General features: G+C 68.4%; 14 protein-coding genes. 7 read left to right on the top strand and 7 right to left on the bottom strand.

The annotated features are described in order from the left end of the window. Positions 1 to 545: 545 nt before the first annotated feature. Positions 546 to 1733, top strand: a complete 1188-nt coding sequence (locus ACWEQQ_RS26610) for a cytochrome P450 (protein WP_452350132.1) — start codon at positions 546 to 548, stop codon at positions 1731 to 1733. Positions 1734 to 1761: 28 nt separating this feature from the next. Here ACWEQQ_RS26610 and ACWEQQ_RS26605 read toward each other — a convergent pair whose 3' ends face one another. After that, entirely contained in the window at positions 1762 to 2604 is an 843-nt protein-coding gene (locus ACWEQQ_RS26605) for an NAD(P)H-binding protein (RefSeq protein WP_452350131.1), read from the bottom strand. A 178-nt stretch (positions 2605 to 2782) separates the two neighbouring features. Between ACWEQQ_RS26605 and ACWEQQ_RS26600 the strand changes: the two genes are divergently transcribed. Then, the gene (locus tag ACWEQQ_RS26600) at positions 2783 to 3262 is read left to right on the top strand and encodes a MarR family transcriptional regulator (RefSeq protein WP_452340505.1); all 480 of its coding nucleotides are present in this window, start codon (positions 2783 to 2785) and stop codon (positions 3260 to 3262) included. Between the two features lie 183 nt (positions 3263 to 3445). On the opposite strand, the gene ACWEQQ_RS26595 is transcribed toward ACWEQQ_RS26600, so the two are convergent. Both ACWEQQ_RS26595 and ACWEQQ_RS26590 read right to left on the bottom strand, forming a co-directional pair. Beyond that, positions 3446 to 3925 (bottom strand): DnaJ family domain-containing protein, encoded by a 480-nt coding sequence (locus ACWEQQ_RS26595; RefSeq protein WP_452350130.1) that lies wholly within the window; start codon positions 3923 to 3925, stop codon positions 3446 to 3448. A gap of 71 nt (positions 3926 to 3996) precedes the next feature. Further along, a complete protein-coding gene (locus tag ACWEQQ_RS26590) occupies positions 3997 to 4644 on the bottom strand; it encodes a TetR/AcrR family transcriptional regulator (protein ID WP_452350129.1) in 648 nt (215 codons plus the stop codon). A gap of 99 nt (positions 4645 to 4743) precedes the next feature. Between ACWEQQ_RS26590 and ACWEQQ_RS26585 the strand changes: the two genes are divergently transcribed. Beyond that, complete coding sequence (locus ACWEQQ_RS26585) at positions 4744 to 6156, top strand: flavin-containing monooxygenase (RefSeq protein WP_452350128.1); 1413 nt, start codon at positions 4744 to 4746, stop codon at positions 6154 to 6156. Beyond that, positions 6156 to 7097, top strand: coding sequence for an alpha/beta hydrolase (locus tag ACWEQQ_RS26580; RefSeq protein WP_452350127.1), 942 nt, complete (start codon positions 6156 to 6158; stop codon positions 7095 to 7097). Before ACWEQQ_RS26585 ends, ACWEQQ_RS26580 begins: the two co-directional genes overlap by 1 nt. Before the next feature lie 10 nt (positions 7098 to 7107). Here the strand turns inward: ACWEQQ_RS26580 and ACWEQQ_RS26575 are convergent, their stop codons facing one another. Beyond that, positions 7108 to 7578, bottom strand: coding sequence for a VOC family protein (locus tag ACWEQQ_RS26575; protein WP_452350126.1), 471 nt, complete (start codon positions 7576 to 7578; stop codon positions 7108 to 7110). A gap of 70 nt (positions 7579 to 7648) precedes the next feature. Between ACWEQQ_RS26575 and ACWEQQ_RS26570 the strand changes: the two genes are divergently transcribed. The 3 genes from ACWEQQ_RS26570 to ACWEQQ_RS26560 are packed head-to-tail and all read left to right on the top strand — an operon-like array spanning position 7649 to position 9680. After that, complete coding sequence (locus ACWEQQ_RS26570) at positions 7649 to 8305, top strand: TetR/AcrR family transcriptional regulator (RefSeq protein WP_452350125.1); 657 nt, start codon at positions 7649 to 7651, stop codon at positions 8303 to 8305. 42 nt (positions 8306 to 8347) lie between these two features. Further along, the gene (locus ACWEQQ_RS26565) at positions 8348 to 8635 is read left to right on the top strand and encodes a hypothetical protein (protein ID WP_452350124.1); all 288 of its coding nucleotides are present in this window, start codon (positions 8348 to 8350) and stop codon (positions 8633 to 8635) included. Between the two features lie 40 nt (positions 8636 to 8675). Next, complete coding sequence (locus ACWEQQ_RS26560; protein ID WP_452350123.1) at positions 8676 to 9680, top strand: PHP domain-containing protein; 1005 nt, start codon at positions 8676 to 8678, stop codon at positions 9678 to 9680. A 103-nt stretch (positions 9681 to 9783) separates the two neighbouring features. Here ACWEQQ_RS26560 and ACWEQQ_RS26555 read toward each other — a convergent pair whose 3' ends face one another. From ACWEQQ_RS26555 to ACWEQQ_RS26545, 3 genes are read right to left on the bottom strand one after another with little or no spacing between them, the layout of a single operon-like run. Further along, the gene (locus ACWEQQ_RS26555; RefSeq protein ID WP_452350122.1) at positions 9784 to 10941 is read right to left on the bottom strand and encodes a lipase family protein; all 1158 of its coding nucleotides are present in this window, start codon (positions 10939 to 10941) and stop codon (positions 9784 to 9786) included. Between the two features lie 51 nt (positions 10942 to 10992). Continuing rightward, positions 10993 to 11577 (bottom strand): DUF6817 domain-containing protein, encoded by a 585-nt coding sequence (locus ACWEQQ_RS26550; RefSeq protein WP_452350121.1) that lies wholly within the window; start codon positions 11575 to 11577, stop codon positions 10993 to 10995. A gap of 4 nt (positions 11578 to 11581) precedes the next feature. Next, on the bottom strand, positions 11582 to 13066 hold the full coding sequence (locus ACWEQQ_RS26545; RefSeq protein ID WP_452350120.1) for a DHA2 family efflux MFS transporter permease subunit: 1485 nt from the start codon (positions 13064 to 13066) through the stop codon (positions 11582 to 11584). Between the last annotated feature and the right edge of the window lie 53 nt (positions 13067 to 13119).

Genomic DNA, 13119 nt, shown 5'->3' with positions numbered 1-13119 from the left:
CCGCCCAGCCCGGGCCCTCGGCCGTCCGGCGGCGGCCCCGATCCGCGCGTCGGTCGAGGCCGCGAGAGTTTGTAGTTCACATGGCGGTGAACGCGCTGCAACATCGGTCTGAACGCCTGAGCCGTTGTGGCCGAGCCGGTGTCGGACTCCATGTTCCCGCGCCTCGGCAATTGGCCGCGGCAGCGGCCGTGACCGGGGGCGATGACGGACGCAACCGTCGACCTCAGAGTTCGCTGCGCCTTCATCGAGGATTGCGGTAAGATTCCCGCATCACCGAAACACGTTCCAGCGAAACATATCTCACGAATGGACGTGTCCGGGAAGTGAACGCTGATCATTGACTCGAAACTGGAGTGCTGCTGGCGAACTGAAGACGGCATCGATGTATCCGATTGCCCGGCAAGTGGATACGCGCCACCAGCATTCCAGCAGCAATACCGACCGTTCTCGATCCTGTGTGATCGTTGCACCGAGGGTCGTGGAACTGGTCGCATTTCATCCGTCCATGGGAGCTACACCTTGGTAACTGACGTGTTCGAGGCCGCATGAGGCTGTATTCGCCCGAGTTCACCGCCGATCCCCGCACCGCGTTCGACCGGATGCGGCGCGAGCACGGCCACCTCGCCCCGGTCGAAGTGGCGGCCGGAGTTTCGGCGACGCTGGTGATCGGATACCGTGCGGCACTGCGTATTTTGAGTGATCCGGACCGCTTTCCCGCCGATCCGAGAGCCTGGGAGTCGAGCCTCCCCCAGAACTGTCCCGTCCTGCCGATCATGGAGTGGGGGACGATCGGTTCCGGCGCGGAGGAGGAGCACCGCACGCGCTATCGGCCCGCCTACCTCGAGACGCTGCGCGCCGTCGATCTCTTCACCTTGCGGCGTGAGGTCGAGGCCGCCGCGGTGCCGTTGATCAACGAATTCTGCAGTGCGGGAAAGGCCGACCTGCTCGACCAGTTCGCGGTGCCGCTGACCGTGCGGGTGGTCAACAATCTGCTCGGCCTGTCCCCGGAGGTCGGCGAGCGGGTGTTCGACGCGATGGCCGTCCTGCGCGACGCCCCCGACGAGGAGACCTCGGACCGCTACAACCAGCGCCTGACCGGAGACCTGCTGGAGGCGGTCTCCGCCAAGCGGCGCGAACCCGGCACGGACGTGATCTCGCGGCTCATCTCGCACCCGGCCGGGCTCGACGACGCCGAGATCGTGGCACAGCTCGCGGTCCTCTATGCCCGCGGCAGCGAGCCCACCTGGAATCTGATCGTCAATACGGTGCTGTTGATGTTGACGGACAAGCAGTTCCACGATGATCTGCTCGCCGGTGCGTTGACCGTGCGGGACGCGATCGACGAGGTGCTGTTCGTCAATCCCCCGCTGGCCAACTCCTGCGCCCGCTATCCCCGTCAGCCGCAGCTGGTCGAGAATGTGTGGGTGCCGGCCGACCACCCGGTCATCATCAGCTCGACCGGATGCAATTCCGATCCGGCGGTGGCGGGCGATCGCATCGGCAACCGCTCGCATCTGGCGTGGGGCGCTGGATCACGGTCGTGCCCAGCCCAATCCGTGACCCTGGTCATCGTGCAGGAGGCACTGGACCAACTGCTGGACGCGCTTCCCGAGATCGAATTGGCCATGCCCGCAGACCAACTCGAATGGCGGCCGAGCGCATTCCACCGCGCACCCGCCGCGGTTCCGGTGATCTTCCCGCCCGCCCTGCCGCTGGCCGTCCCGACCTCGTGAGTACCCCTACGGAATTCGGTGGATCCCTTCAGTTCTGGAATGCGGAGGTGTTCTCGTCGGCCCACTGCGCGAAGGTGAGCGCGGGCCGGCCCAGCAATTCCGCGACGGTGCCGGTGGTCGGGCCAGGGGTGCGGGCATAGTCGGCGAGCGAGCCGAGCAGCCGGTCCGGAACCTCCTCGGGCAAGCCCTGGGCCAGTAGCGCGGCCCGCACCTGGTCCGGCGCGACTTCGGCGAACGACAGGTCGGTGCCGAGGGCCTTGCCCAGGATGCGCACCTTGTCACGTTGGTCGAGTGACTCCGGGCCCGTGAGGACGTAAGCGCTTCCGCCATGGCCGGATTCGGTGAGCGCGCGAACCGCCACGGCGGCGATATCGCGCTGGTGGATCGGCGAGGTGGCCGCGGCGGCGTACGCACCGCGGACGGTTCCGGTGGCGCGCAGCTGCGGGGCCCAGGCCAGCGCATTGGCGTCGAAGTCCGCGCAGCGCAAGGCCGTCCATTCCAGGCCGGAGTCCCGCGCGGCCTGTTCCGCGGCCCGGAATCCGTCGGCGAAGCGCGGTTCTCCCGCCGGGTACTGCACCGTCAGCGCGGAGATGACCACGGCGCGGCGCACGCCCGCTCCGGCGGCCGCGCCCAGCAGGTCACCGGCCGCCGCTCCGGCCGCACGCGGGCTGATCAACACCGCTTCCGCGCCGTCCCACACCGGACCCAGCGAGCGCGGGTCCGAGGGATCCCCGCCGACCACACGCACATCCGCGGGCAGCGCCGCCCGCTGCGGGTTGCGGCTGACGGCGGTCACCTGCCGTCCGGATTCCAGTAGGAGCTGGATGGTTTCGCGGCCGACGACTCCCGTCGCACCGGTGATGACGATCATCGTGAACTCCAATCTTTTGTACGAAATTCATATAATTCAAAGCCTAGATGCTACGAGTTTCGTACTACAAGGTGAGCTGGATCACTCACTTGTCAGCACAGTCGCAGGTCGAGGCCCATCCAGCGCCAACTACGGGTGACGTAAAGTACGAAGCTCATACGAGCCGACGGGAGGCGTGGTGGGTGCGGCGGCGGATCGCGAAGAAGCCCGGCTGCGGCGGCGCGCAGCAGGCGATATCAAGGGCGCGATGCGCGGGCTGCGCAGCAACCTGGCCATGCTCAACCGTCAGGTCGGGGTACGCCTGGAACTGCGCGACGTCGACGTCGACTGCCTCGACGTGATCAACAGTCAGGGCCCCATCAGCCCCACCGCCCTGGCCCGCGCCGCAGGACTGCACCCCGCCACCCTCACCGGCATCCTCGACCGGCTGGAGCGCGGCGGCTGGATCGTCCGCGAACGCGCCGCCACCGACCGGCGCTCGGTCGTGGTCCGCACCCTCCCCGACCGCCTCGGCGAGCTCTACCACCTACTGTCGGGCATGAACAGCTCACTGGACGACATCTGCGCCGACTACACAACCGAACAACTCCAGCTCATCGCGGAATTCCTCCGCCGCAGCGCCATCGCAGGCCACGACTCCGGCCGCGAACTCCAATAACCGCCACCCACCTTCGCCCATCACAGAATCCCCACGGCGGCAACGGCACCCGCTTACGGTCACAACGCCCACCAGGCTCAGGTCCGGTCGGCGTCAATGGTGCAGCCGATGGGGCCGGAGCCCACCCTGTGTCGCTTGGACGTCGGCCGAGAATGTCCAGGTCCAGGAGTCTGTTCTGGCGACTCAGCGCCTGAAAAGTCGTCGCCACCAAGACCGTTCGGTAGCGATGGGTTCGAGCGGGGCGGAAACGCGGGGTGGGCGGGCGGATTTGCGTTCGGCGCGCCAGGTTTCGATGACGTCGTCGACCTTCAGGGGGCCGATCGGGACGTGGGGGCCGGTGGGCATGCGGAGGTAGTGGACTATGCGGTCGTTGAGGGAGGCCACGGTTGCGCGAACGTCCTGCTCGGAGAACATGTCCCGGACGGTCTCCTGGATTCGTTCGCGTTCCCGGCGGAGGATGATCGATTCGGGGAGGAGGGCGTCTCCGCCCAGGCCCTCGCGCTTCAGATAGTTGCGGAGCCACCAGTCTTCGTCGGCCGCACCGGGCGGGATGGGCTGGCCCGCGCCCTTCAAGTTGTCGAATTCGCCCCGCTCCGTTGCCTCGCGGACCTGCTTGTCGATCCACGATTCGAAGGAGAGCCCGGGCGATTTGCGCTCGGTCATGACCCGATCCTACCGATCACCGCGGGACAGCCGGGTGAGCGCGCGATGGCGAGATCCCTTCCGGCGCGGGGTCAGTTGCCGGCGCGGTAGGGGTCGAACACGGTGGTGACCAAGCGGTGGGCGGTGGCGACGGCGTGGTCGGCGTCGCCCTCTGCCAGGCCGAGCAGCGGGTCCAGGCCGGGGACGTGGGGAGCGAGGGCCAGGTGGGGCAGCATGAGCAGCAGCAGGGCGAGCAGGGCCTGGGTGTCGGTGCCGGGGCGGAGGGCGCCGCGCGCGGTCGCCACGTCGAAGAGGGGTTGCAGCACTGCCACGTAATGGCGGTTGACGGCTTCCCGGACGGCGGTGCGGGCCACGGGGTCGGGTTCGAGGTTGGCGGCGGCGGTCATCGCGCGCTCGAGCGGGTGGTCGTGGAAGTAGCGGATCCAGGCTTCGAGGAGGACGTCGAGGGAGCCGAAGAAGTCACTCTCCCAGTCGAGTTCGCTCACGGTCGCCTCCATGGTCGAGCGAATCCGTTCACTGGACAGTTCCGCCAGGTAGACGTACATGTCGGCCTTGTCGGCGAAGTACTGGAACAGGCTGCCCTTGGAGACGCCGGCCTCTCGGCAGATGGTGTTGAGGCTGCCGCCGCTGAACCCGCGGGCGGCGAATTCGGCCTCGGCGGCGGCCACCACGGCGGCCCGGCGCGGCGCGGCAAGCCGGTCCCAAGTTCCTGTCGGCATCACCGATCTCCTCTGCCCGCGGGCTATTGACTGTGCGACGGTTTCGATCCTACAGTGACCGGCGGTCATATGACCGCTGGTCATAAAGGAGTCCGAATCATGCCCACCAAGTCCAACGAGCCGGGAATCCGCGCCGACGAGCCGAGGGTCTGCGTCATCGGCGCGGGCTCCGCGGGTATCGCGGCGGTGAAGGTGCTGACCGAACGCGGCATCGACGTGCACTGCTACGAGCTGTCCGACCGGGTCGGCGGCAACTGGGTGTGGGGCAACAGCAACGGGGTGTCGGCGGCGTATCGGTCGCTGCACATCAACACCTCGCGTCAGCGCATGGAGTTCAGCGACTTCCCCATGCCCGCGCACCTGCCCGACTTCGCCCGTCACGATCAGATCGCCGACTACTTCGATGCGTACGTGCGGCATTTCGGTTTCGGCGACCGCATCCGGTTCCGCACCGGGGTCGACCACGTGCAGCCGCTGCCCGACGGCACCTTCCGCGTGACGCTGTCGAGCGGCGAGACCGTCGGCTACGACGCGGTGCTGGTCGCCAACGGCCACCACTGGGATCCCCGCCTGCCCGAGCCGATGTTCCCCGGCGCCAGCGAATTCCGCGGCACGATCATGCATTCGCACGCCTACACCGAGGAAGCGCAGCTGACCGGCAAACGGGTCGTGGTGCTGGGCATGGGCAACTCCGCGATGGACATCGCGGTCGATGCCTCGTATCACGCTGCGGAGACCTATCTTTCGGCACGCAGCGGGGTGCACGTGATCCCGAAGTACGTGTGGGGCCGCCCCTATGACCGGATCGGAGCGGCCGAATGGTTCCCGTCGTTCCTGCGCTGGCCGCTGGCCCGCAAGCTGATGGCCGCGGCGACCGGGCCGATGACCCGCTACGGGCTGCCCGCGCCGAATCACAAGTTCGCCCAGGCGCATCCGACCATGTCCAGCCGGATCCTGGATCGGCTCGCGCACGGGGCGATCACGCCGATGCCGACCATCGATCGCTTCGACGGCGACGAGGTGGTGTTCACCGACGGCCGCCGGGTGACCGCGGATCTGGTGGTGTTCTGCACCGGATACAAGATCAGCTTCCCGTTCTTCGACCCCGGCTTCGTGGACCCGTCCGGTGACAATCGGATACGCCTGTACCGCCGGGTCTTCCATCCGGAGGTGCCGGGTCTGTACTTCGTGGGGCTGGTGCAGCCGCTGGGTGCGATCATGCCGATCGCCGAACGCCAGGCCCACCTCATCGCCGACCACCTGCAGGGCCGCTATCACCTGCCCGGCCCGGCCGAGATGGAGCGGGAGATCACCACACACCGGCGCGGCATCCAGCGTCGCTACGTGGCCTCCAAGCGCCACACCATCCAGGTCGACTTCGACGACTACATGCGCGATCTGCGGCTGGAACGCCGCCGCGGCGCGCAACGCCCGGGTGGGCTCTCCCGGGTCGATCGCCCGACCGCGAGCGTCGCCGCCCGCCGCGCCCGCGACGGCGAGGCGGTGGCGTGATGCGCGAGAACACCACGGGCGCAAGCGAACACGAGGTGTGGTTCCCGTCCGGGGACGGGAACCACTGCGCGGCGACCCTCTATCTGCCGGAGCAGCTGCCCGGGAGCCGTCCGCCGGTGATCGTCATGGCGCACGGGCTCGGCGCGATCCGCGCGATGGGCCTGGCCGCCTACGCCGAACGTTTCACCGCCGCCGGATACGCCTGCCTGATCTTCGACTACCGCCACTTCGGCGACAGCGAGGGCATGCCGCGGTATCTGCTGTCGACCCGCCGACAGCGCGCCGACTGGGCGGCCGCGATCGCCTTCGCCCGGCAGCTGCCGCAGGTCGACGGCGCGCGAATCGTGGCCTGGGGCACCTCTTTCGGCGGCGGGCACGCCATCTACACCGCGGCCCGGCGCCCGGCCGGACTGGTCGCGGCCATCGCCCAGTGCCCGTTCACCGACGGCATCGCCTCCACCCTGGCCATTCCGCCGGTCAACTCGATCAAGGCCACCCTCGCCGGTGTCCGTGACATCGCCGGTGCGCTGTTCGGCCGCGCACCGCACATGATCACGACCGCCGGGCCCGTGGACGGTACCGCCCTGATGACCGCGCCCGACGCCGAATCCGGTTATCTCGCACTGGTTCCGCCGGGCACAGACTTCCGCAATGAAGCCGCGGCCCGCGTCGTCTTCGACATCCTGACCGATCGGCCCGGCCGGTTCACCGACCGCATCGAGGTGCCGATCCTGTTCGCGGTGTGCGAAACCGATTCCGTCGCACCGGCCGAGGCCACGCTGCGCTGCGCGGCCCGGGCGCCACGCGGTGAGGTCCGCACCTACGCCGACGGGCATTTCGACATCTACCGCGGCGCGGCCTTCGATCGCGTGGTCGCCGATCAGCTCGGCTTCCTGCGCCGTCACGTCCCCGTCACCGTCGACGGAGAGCCGCGGGCGTGACCGACCGAGGTCAGCGAGTCTCGTTGCGCTCCACGGCTTCCGCGGTTTCGCGGGCATTGTCGACGGTCAGCGGGTCGTCACCGAGCTCGGTGTGGGATTCGACGGTGTAGAAGCGCACTTCGTGGCCGTCGGGGTCGTGCAGCTCGGGGAGAATCCAGCCGATGGTGGCGAAATGGACGCCGGCATGGGATTCGCCGAGGGCGGTGAGATGCGCGGCCAGCGCCTGCATAGCTGGCCGGTCGGGTACGCCGATCGAGAAGTAGTCGAATCCGGCTGCGGCGGCGGCCTTTTCGGGATAGAGGCGCAGGCCGAGCATGGGACCGCCGGCCGGGTGATGCAGGGCGACACCCCTCAGGTCGCCCTGCTCACGGAATTCGACGCCGACGGTGTAGCCGAGGCGGCTGCGGTACCAGTCGATGGACCGTGCCAGATCGGACACGGGGAGTTTGAGGTGATGCACCCCGGCAAGTGTGGGGATCATTGCTGCTATCCTTTGCAGTATCAGTGTAATGATGCAGCATCGCTGTAGTGATGCAGTAAGGATGCAGCGAATGAGCCCCGGTGTCAAGAAGACATCTCCGCTATGGGACGCCCGCAAGGCCGAGACGGAACGGAAGATCCTCGACGCGGCGCGGCGGCTGTTCATAGCCGACGGGTACGCGGCGACCTCCCTGGCCGCGGTCGCCGAGGCCGCCGAGGTGGGCTCTCGAACCGTGTACCTACGCTTCGGGTCCAAGGCGGAACTGCTCAAACGGACAATCGACGTGGCGATCGTCGGCGACATGCAGGACATCGATGTGGCACACCGCGACTGGCACATCCGGGCCGCCACCGCGCCAACACTGGACGAACGAATCACCTCCTACGCGCGCGGCGCCCGCGAGCTCATGGAACGCGCCGCCCCGGTCATCGCCGCAGCGGTCGCCGCCGAGGCCAGCGAACCGCTGATCGCCGAGGCCGCCCAGGCCGGGCGCGCCGCCACACAGCAGCACATCGCCGACATCTGGCGTCGCATGCACACCGACGGCCTGCTGCATCCCGGCGCCGATCTGGACTGGATCATCGCCACCGCCGGCCCACTCGGCCAGGCCGACACCTACAACCTCATGGTCCGCACCCTCGGTATGGACCCGGACGGTTACGAGCGATGGCTCTCCGGCACCTGGCTGCGCCTGGCGACCACACCCTCTACGCTTCCGGAAGCCTGATCAACGCGCTGCGGAACGCAGTGTCCATGCTCGAGGAATGCCATGCAGCCCACCCGGCGCTCACTCAGAATCGCCCACACCATCGGAATCGCCATCGGCCTGACGCTGCTGATCGCCGGAATCGTCCGGCTGTTCCTGCCCCTGGAATGCTCCGGCCACACCCTCGAACCCGGGCAGGAATGCCACGACACCAACAAAGGCCGGCCGGTGGTCCGGACCTTCAACGAGCAACGGTCCCTGCGTGATTCGACGGACGGATTCCTCATCGTCGGCGGTCTGGTGGTCGCGGCGGGCTCAGCCGTTATGCTGCACCGCACCACACGCCCGTAACCGCGACCACTTCGCCGGGTTCCGCGGGCACACTGAAGGCATGGATCCTGTCGTCGCGCTGCGGATGATCGCGTTCTTCAAGGACCGGGCCCGGGAGGATTCCCGGCGGGTGATGGCCTATCGCAATGCCGCCGACATCGTGGAGGGGCTCGACGATACTGAGCGGGAACGGCTGGGGCGGGCCGGCGACTGGCAGTCGCTGCCGGGGATCGGGCCGAAGACGGCGGCGGTGATCGCGCAGGCGTGGGCCGGACGGGAGCCGGACACGCTGATCCAATTGCGGACCGCCGCAAAGGATCTCGGGGGCGGCGAGGTGCGGGCCGCGCTGAAGGGCGACCTGCACGTGCATTCGAACTGGTCGGACGGATCGGCGTCCATCACGGAGATGATGGCCACCGCGCAGGCACTGGGGCACGAATACTGCGCGCTCACCGACCACTCGCCCCGGCTTACCGTCGCCAACGGGCTCTCACCGGATCGGCTGCGGCAGCAACTGGATGTCATCGACGAACTCCGCGACCGGTTCGCGCCCATGCGCATTCTCACCGGCATCGAGGTAGACATCCTCGACGACGGCGCGCTCGACCAGGAACCCGAACTGCTCGACCGCCTCGACATCGTGGTCGCCAGCGTCCATTCCAAGCTGAAGATGGACGCCGCCGCCATGACCCGCCGCATGGTGCGCGCCGTATCCGGCGGCCGGGCGACGGTTCTCGGCCACTGCACGGGCCGCCTCGTCGAAGGCAACCGCGGCACCCGCCCGGAATCGAAATTCGATGCCGAACAGGTCTTTTCCGCTTGCCGCGACCACGGCGTGGCCGTCGAGATCAACTCCCGCCCCGAACGGCGCGACCCACCCACCCGCCTCTTGAACCTGGCCCTCGACCTGGGCTGCCACTTCTCGATCGACACCGATGCCCACGCCCCCGGCCAACTCGACTTCCTCGGCTACGGCGCCCAGCGGGCCCTCGACAACGGCGTCCCCGCCGACCACATCATCAACACCTGGCCACTCGACAAGCTGCTGAGCTGGGCCGGTTCCTAGCCCCGATCAAGATCATAGAGCTCTCAGCGCGGGAATTTGTCCGAGTCGCCGCAGTGAGAGCTCCCTGATCCTGTTACTCGGGGCGTGGGACGAACTCGGCGGATCAGTGCGGGCAGGTGGAGTGAAAGGGCTTGTTCGCGAACAGGTCTTCGATCCAGGACGACCACTGGGGTACGACGGTGGCGGGGGCGTCGTGGCCGCCGGGGACTGTGAGGTCGTGGACCGGGGTGCCCAGGGTGCACATTGTGGATATCGCGGCGGTGGACCAGGCGGTGTCGACCAGTTTGTCGGCGTCGCCGCGAGCTACGTAGGTGGGGAGTGGGGTGGCGGAGTGGGGGAGGTTCGTTCGGGATTGGAAGTCGGTGAACGGGCGGGCTGCGGCGTCGTCGGTGAAGGATGCCTCGGCGGGGGTGGCGGCCTGGCCGAGGGCGATGTCGGAGGGGGTGAGGGTGCCCGCGCAGGCGGATTCGAGATGCGGTGCGGCGGTGAGCAGGTCGCCGTGGAGGACCTGGTCGTAGCGGTAGTCAGGGGTGGTGTCACGTACTGCGGCAACGAGATACGGGATGATCAGGTATTGGTCGGGGGCGTTGAGGGTGCCGGTGCGGACGGTGTCGGCGAGCTGGAGTTCCAGGGCGGGTGACAGGAGGACGACGCCGTGGATGTTCAGCTCCGGCGCATAGGATTTCGCGGTTTCGGCGGCCGATTCGGCGGCGCGGCCGCCCTGTGAGACGCCGAGGAGCACGGTGTCGGAGGACAGCGGGAGGCCGGCGGAGCGGGCGGCGCGGATCGAGTCGAGGACGTCGTAGCCGGAGGATCGGGAGTCCAGGTATGGGGCGTTGCCGGGGCCGTCGAGGCCCTGATAGTTGGTCATCACCACGGCGCGATGCCCGGACAGGAGTCCGGCCACCGTGGTGGCGGAGCCGAAGAGGGTGGGCGAATTGGTGGGGGCACAAGCGCTGACGACTCCGGAGGTGCCGTGGGCGAAGGCGATGACGGGCCAGCCGCCGGCGGGGGCGTCCCCGGTGGGGAGGAAGACCGCGCCCGATACCTCGATCGGTTTCCCTGTCGGGGAGGTGGATTGATAGCGGATGTAGGTGGCCGAGGACATCGCGGCCGTCAGGGCGGGGTCGAGATTGCCCAGTGATCGCTGTGAGACCAGCTTCCCAGGAGATTCCGCCGTCGGTGTGGTCGTGTCGGAGGTGGCGCCGCAGGCGGTCAGAAATAGGGCAGCCAGTACCGGGAAGACAATCGCTGCTCGCATGCCGCTCCTTCGGATCGGGGTTCGATGACAGCCGCCTCGATTAACTCGAATCTAGCTGTTGCGACCGCCCCGGCCGGGGAAGGAGGTCAGCTGACCTTCGCAAGCGGACCAGGCGGACGGCGAGAGGTGGGAGCGGACGCGCGCGAAGAGCTCGTAGAGCCCCGCGCTGTATTTCGCTGCCAGTTCGGCGTTTTGCGCCAGCACGTCCAGCTCGTTGGCGATCGTCAGCTCCAGAAAGGCCCGGAAATCGGCCGCGGAGGGCTCGAATTCGCCGCCGGTGAAGCGGTCCCGGAACCGCACCGGATCCGCGTCGATACGGGGATAGACCGTTCCGCGATCACAGGCGGCGTACTGATAGATCCACCCCTCGGCCCGGGCGCCGACCAGCTCGACAACCGTTGCGCGATCGGATAATTCGACGAGCGAGACACCGAATCCGTCGGTGCCGTACACGGCGTGGGCCAGGCCGGCGAGCTGGAGGTCGCCGTCGTGTCCCCACGCCGCGAGGGTGTCGGCGACCCGGCCCAGGTGGGCGAGCAGCGTCCCGCCGGGATGATCGATGGTCTGTGTGCCGCGATCCCACAGGAACCGCTCGACGCGGTTCCTGCGGGATGCGAGGGATTCCGGCTCGTTCACCTGTTCATTGTCGCGCGGGAACCGGTTCGGCGGCAGCCGCTTTCACCCGCTGCTGCAGCCGGTACAGGACGAGCGACGCCGCGGACGCAGCCACCGAGAGGGCGGCGAGGACCCCGAAGGCGAGGTGGTAGGCGGACACCGGCGCCCAGCCGGATGACGTTGCCCGGGAGAGGATTACCGCCACCAGCGCCACCGCGACGGCGCCGCCCACCCGCTGCAGGATGTTCACGAAGGCCGTGGCGTCGGGCAGCTGCTCGTGCCGGACCGCCGCATACGCCGCCGAGACCAGCGGCATGGCGCCGACACCGGTGGCCAGACCCGCCGCGAACAGCAGGAATTGGATGAGGATTCCGTTCGCGCCGACCGGCAGGAACGCGAGCGGCAGTACGGCGCAGGCGATGGCGAGGTTGCCGAGCACCGCGACCCGGCCGCCGCCGAACCGGTCGGTCAGCCGTCCGCCCAGCGGCAGCATGATGATGCCGCCCAGGCCGTAGCTGAGCAGATCGACGCCGGTGCGAATGAGCCCGGTGCCGTGCAGCACCTGGAAGTACAAGGGCAGCAACACCATCACGCCGAACATGGCGCCGCCCGCGAAGAAGCTGGCGCTGGTGGCGGCCCGGAAAGCGTGGTTGCCGAACATCCGGATGTCCAGCAGCGGCCGTTCACCGCGCAGCGCACGGGTGATGAATCCGGCCAGGCTCGCGAGCCCGAGCACGACGGGCAGCCACACCGACGGCGAGGTGACCGACCCCGTGGTCCCGACCTCGGACAACCCGTACACCACGGCGGATACGCCGCCACCCGCGAGCACCAGCCCGATCACGTCGAGCGGCTGTGTCGCCACCCCGCTGGTCCGTGGCAGATACCGCAGCCCCAGCGCCCATCCGGCCAGTCCGAACGGAATGTTGATGAGGAACAACCACTCCCAGCTCCAGTGCGCCAGCATGAGCCCGCCGATGGTCGGCCCGATGGCGGGCGCGCCCACCACCGCGATGCCGACCACACCCATGACCCGGCCCATGCGCTGCGGCCCGGCCGCCTGACCCAGGATGGTCTGCCCGGCCGGGATCATGAGTCCCGCCGCAAGTCCTTGCAGGACGCGCATTCCGATCAGCCACCCCGCGGTCGGCGCGAAGGCGCACGCCGCCGAGGTCAGGGTGAAGGCGACCAGCGCCCCCATCCACAGCCGGGTGACGCCGACCCGCCGCGCCAGCCAGCCGCACACGGTGAGCGAAACACCGAGGGCCAGCAGGTATCCGCTCGCCACCCACTGGATCGTGGCCAGCGACGCACCCAGATCCGCGCCGATGGTGTGCAGCCCGATATTGACCAGCGAGGTGTCCAGCATGCCCATGACCGCGCCGAACACCACCACGCCGGCGGTGCGCCAGACATACGCGGGGATCTTGCCGGAATCGGCGGGCACGGGAGCCCGGGCGGGCGCTCCCCCGGCACCGGATGTCCTGGTGTCCGAACGCATTTGCGTCATCGGACCTCTCCTTCAATAGTTGATGAGCAACTCAATTGCAGAGCGTATCAATG

The organism is Nocardia sp. NPDC004123 (assembly GCF_053603795.1).
Note: the sequence above shows the minus strand (reverse complement) of the source record. Positions and strands in the feature narration are given on the sequence as shown.

Coding starts and splice junctions, on each gene's coding strand:
- ACWEQQ_RS26610 (WP_452350132.1), top strand. CDS start 546: ATGAGGCTGTATTCGCCCGAGTTCACCGCCGATCCCCGCACCGCGTTC.
- ACWEQQ_RS26605 (WP_452350131.1), bottom strand. CDS start 2,604: ATGATCGTCATCACCGGTGCGACGGGAGTCGTCGGCCGCGAAACCATC.
- ACWEQQ_RS26595 (WP_452350130.1), bottom strand. CDS start 3,925: ATGACCGAGCGCAAATCGCCCGGGCTCTCCTTCGAATCGTGGATCGAC.
- ACWEQQ_RS26590 (WP_452350129.1), bottom strand. CDS start 4,644: ATGCCGACAGGAACTTGGGACCGGCTTGCCGCGCCGCGCCGGGCCGCC.
- ACWEQQ_RS26585 (WP_452350128.1), top strand. CDS start 4,744: ATGCCCACCAAGTCCAACGAGCCGGGAATCCGCGCCGACGAGCCGAGG.
- ACWEQQ_RS26580 (WP_452350127.1), top strand. CDS start 6,156: ATGCGCGAGAACACCACGGGCGCAAGCGAACACGAGGTGTGGTTCCCG.
- ACWEQQ_RS26575 (WP_452350126.1), bottom strand. CDS start 7,578: ATGATCCCCACACTTGCCGGGGTGCATCACCTCAAACTCCCCGTGTCC.
- ACWEQQ_RS26570 (WP_452350125.1), top strand. CDS start 7,649: ATGAGCCCCGGTGTCAAGAAGACATCTCCGCTATGGGACGCCCGCAAG.
- ACWEQQ_RS26565 (WP_452350124.1), top strand. CDS start 8,348: ATGCAGCCCACCCGGCGCTCACTCAGAATCGCCCACACCATCGGAATC.
- ACWEQQ_RS26560 (WP_452350123.1), top strand. CDS start 8,676: ATGGATCCTGTCGTCGCGCTGCGGATGATCGCGTTCTTCAAGGACCGG.
- ACWEQQ_RS26555 (WP_452350122.1), bottom strand. CDS start 10,941: ATGCGAGCAGCGATTGTCTTCCCGGTACTGGCTGCCCTATTTCTGACC.
- ACWEQQ_RS26545 (WP_452350120.1), bottom strand. CDS start 13,066: ATGACGCAAATGCGTTCGGACACCAGGACATCCGGTGCCGGGGGAGCG.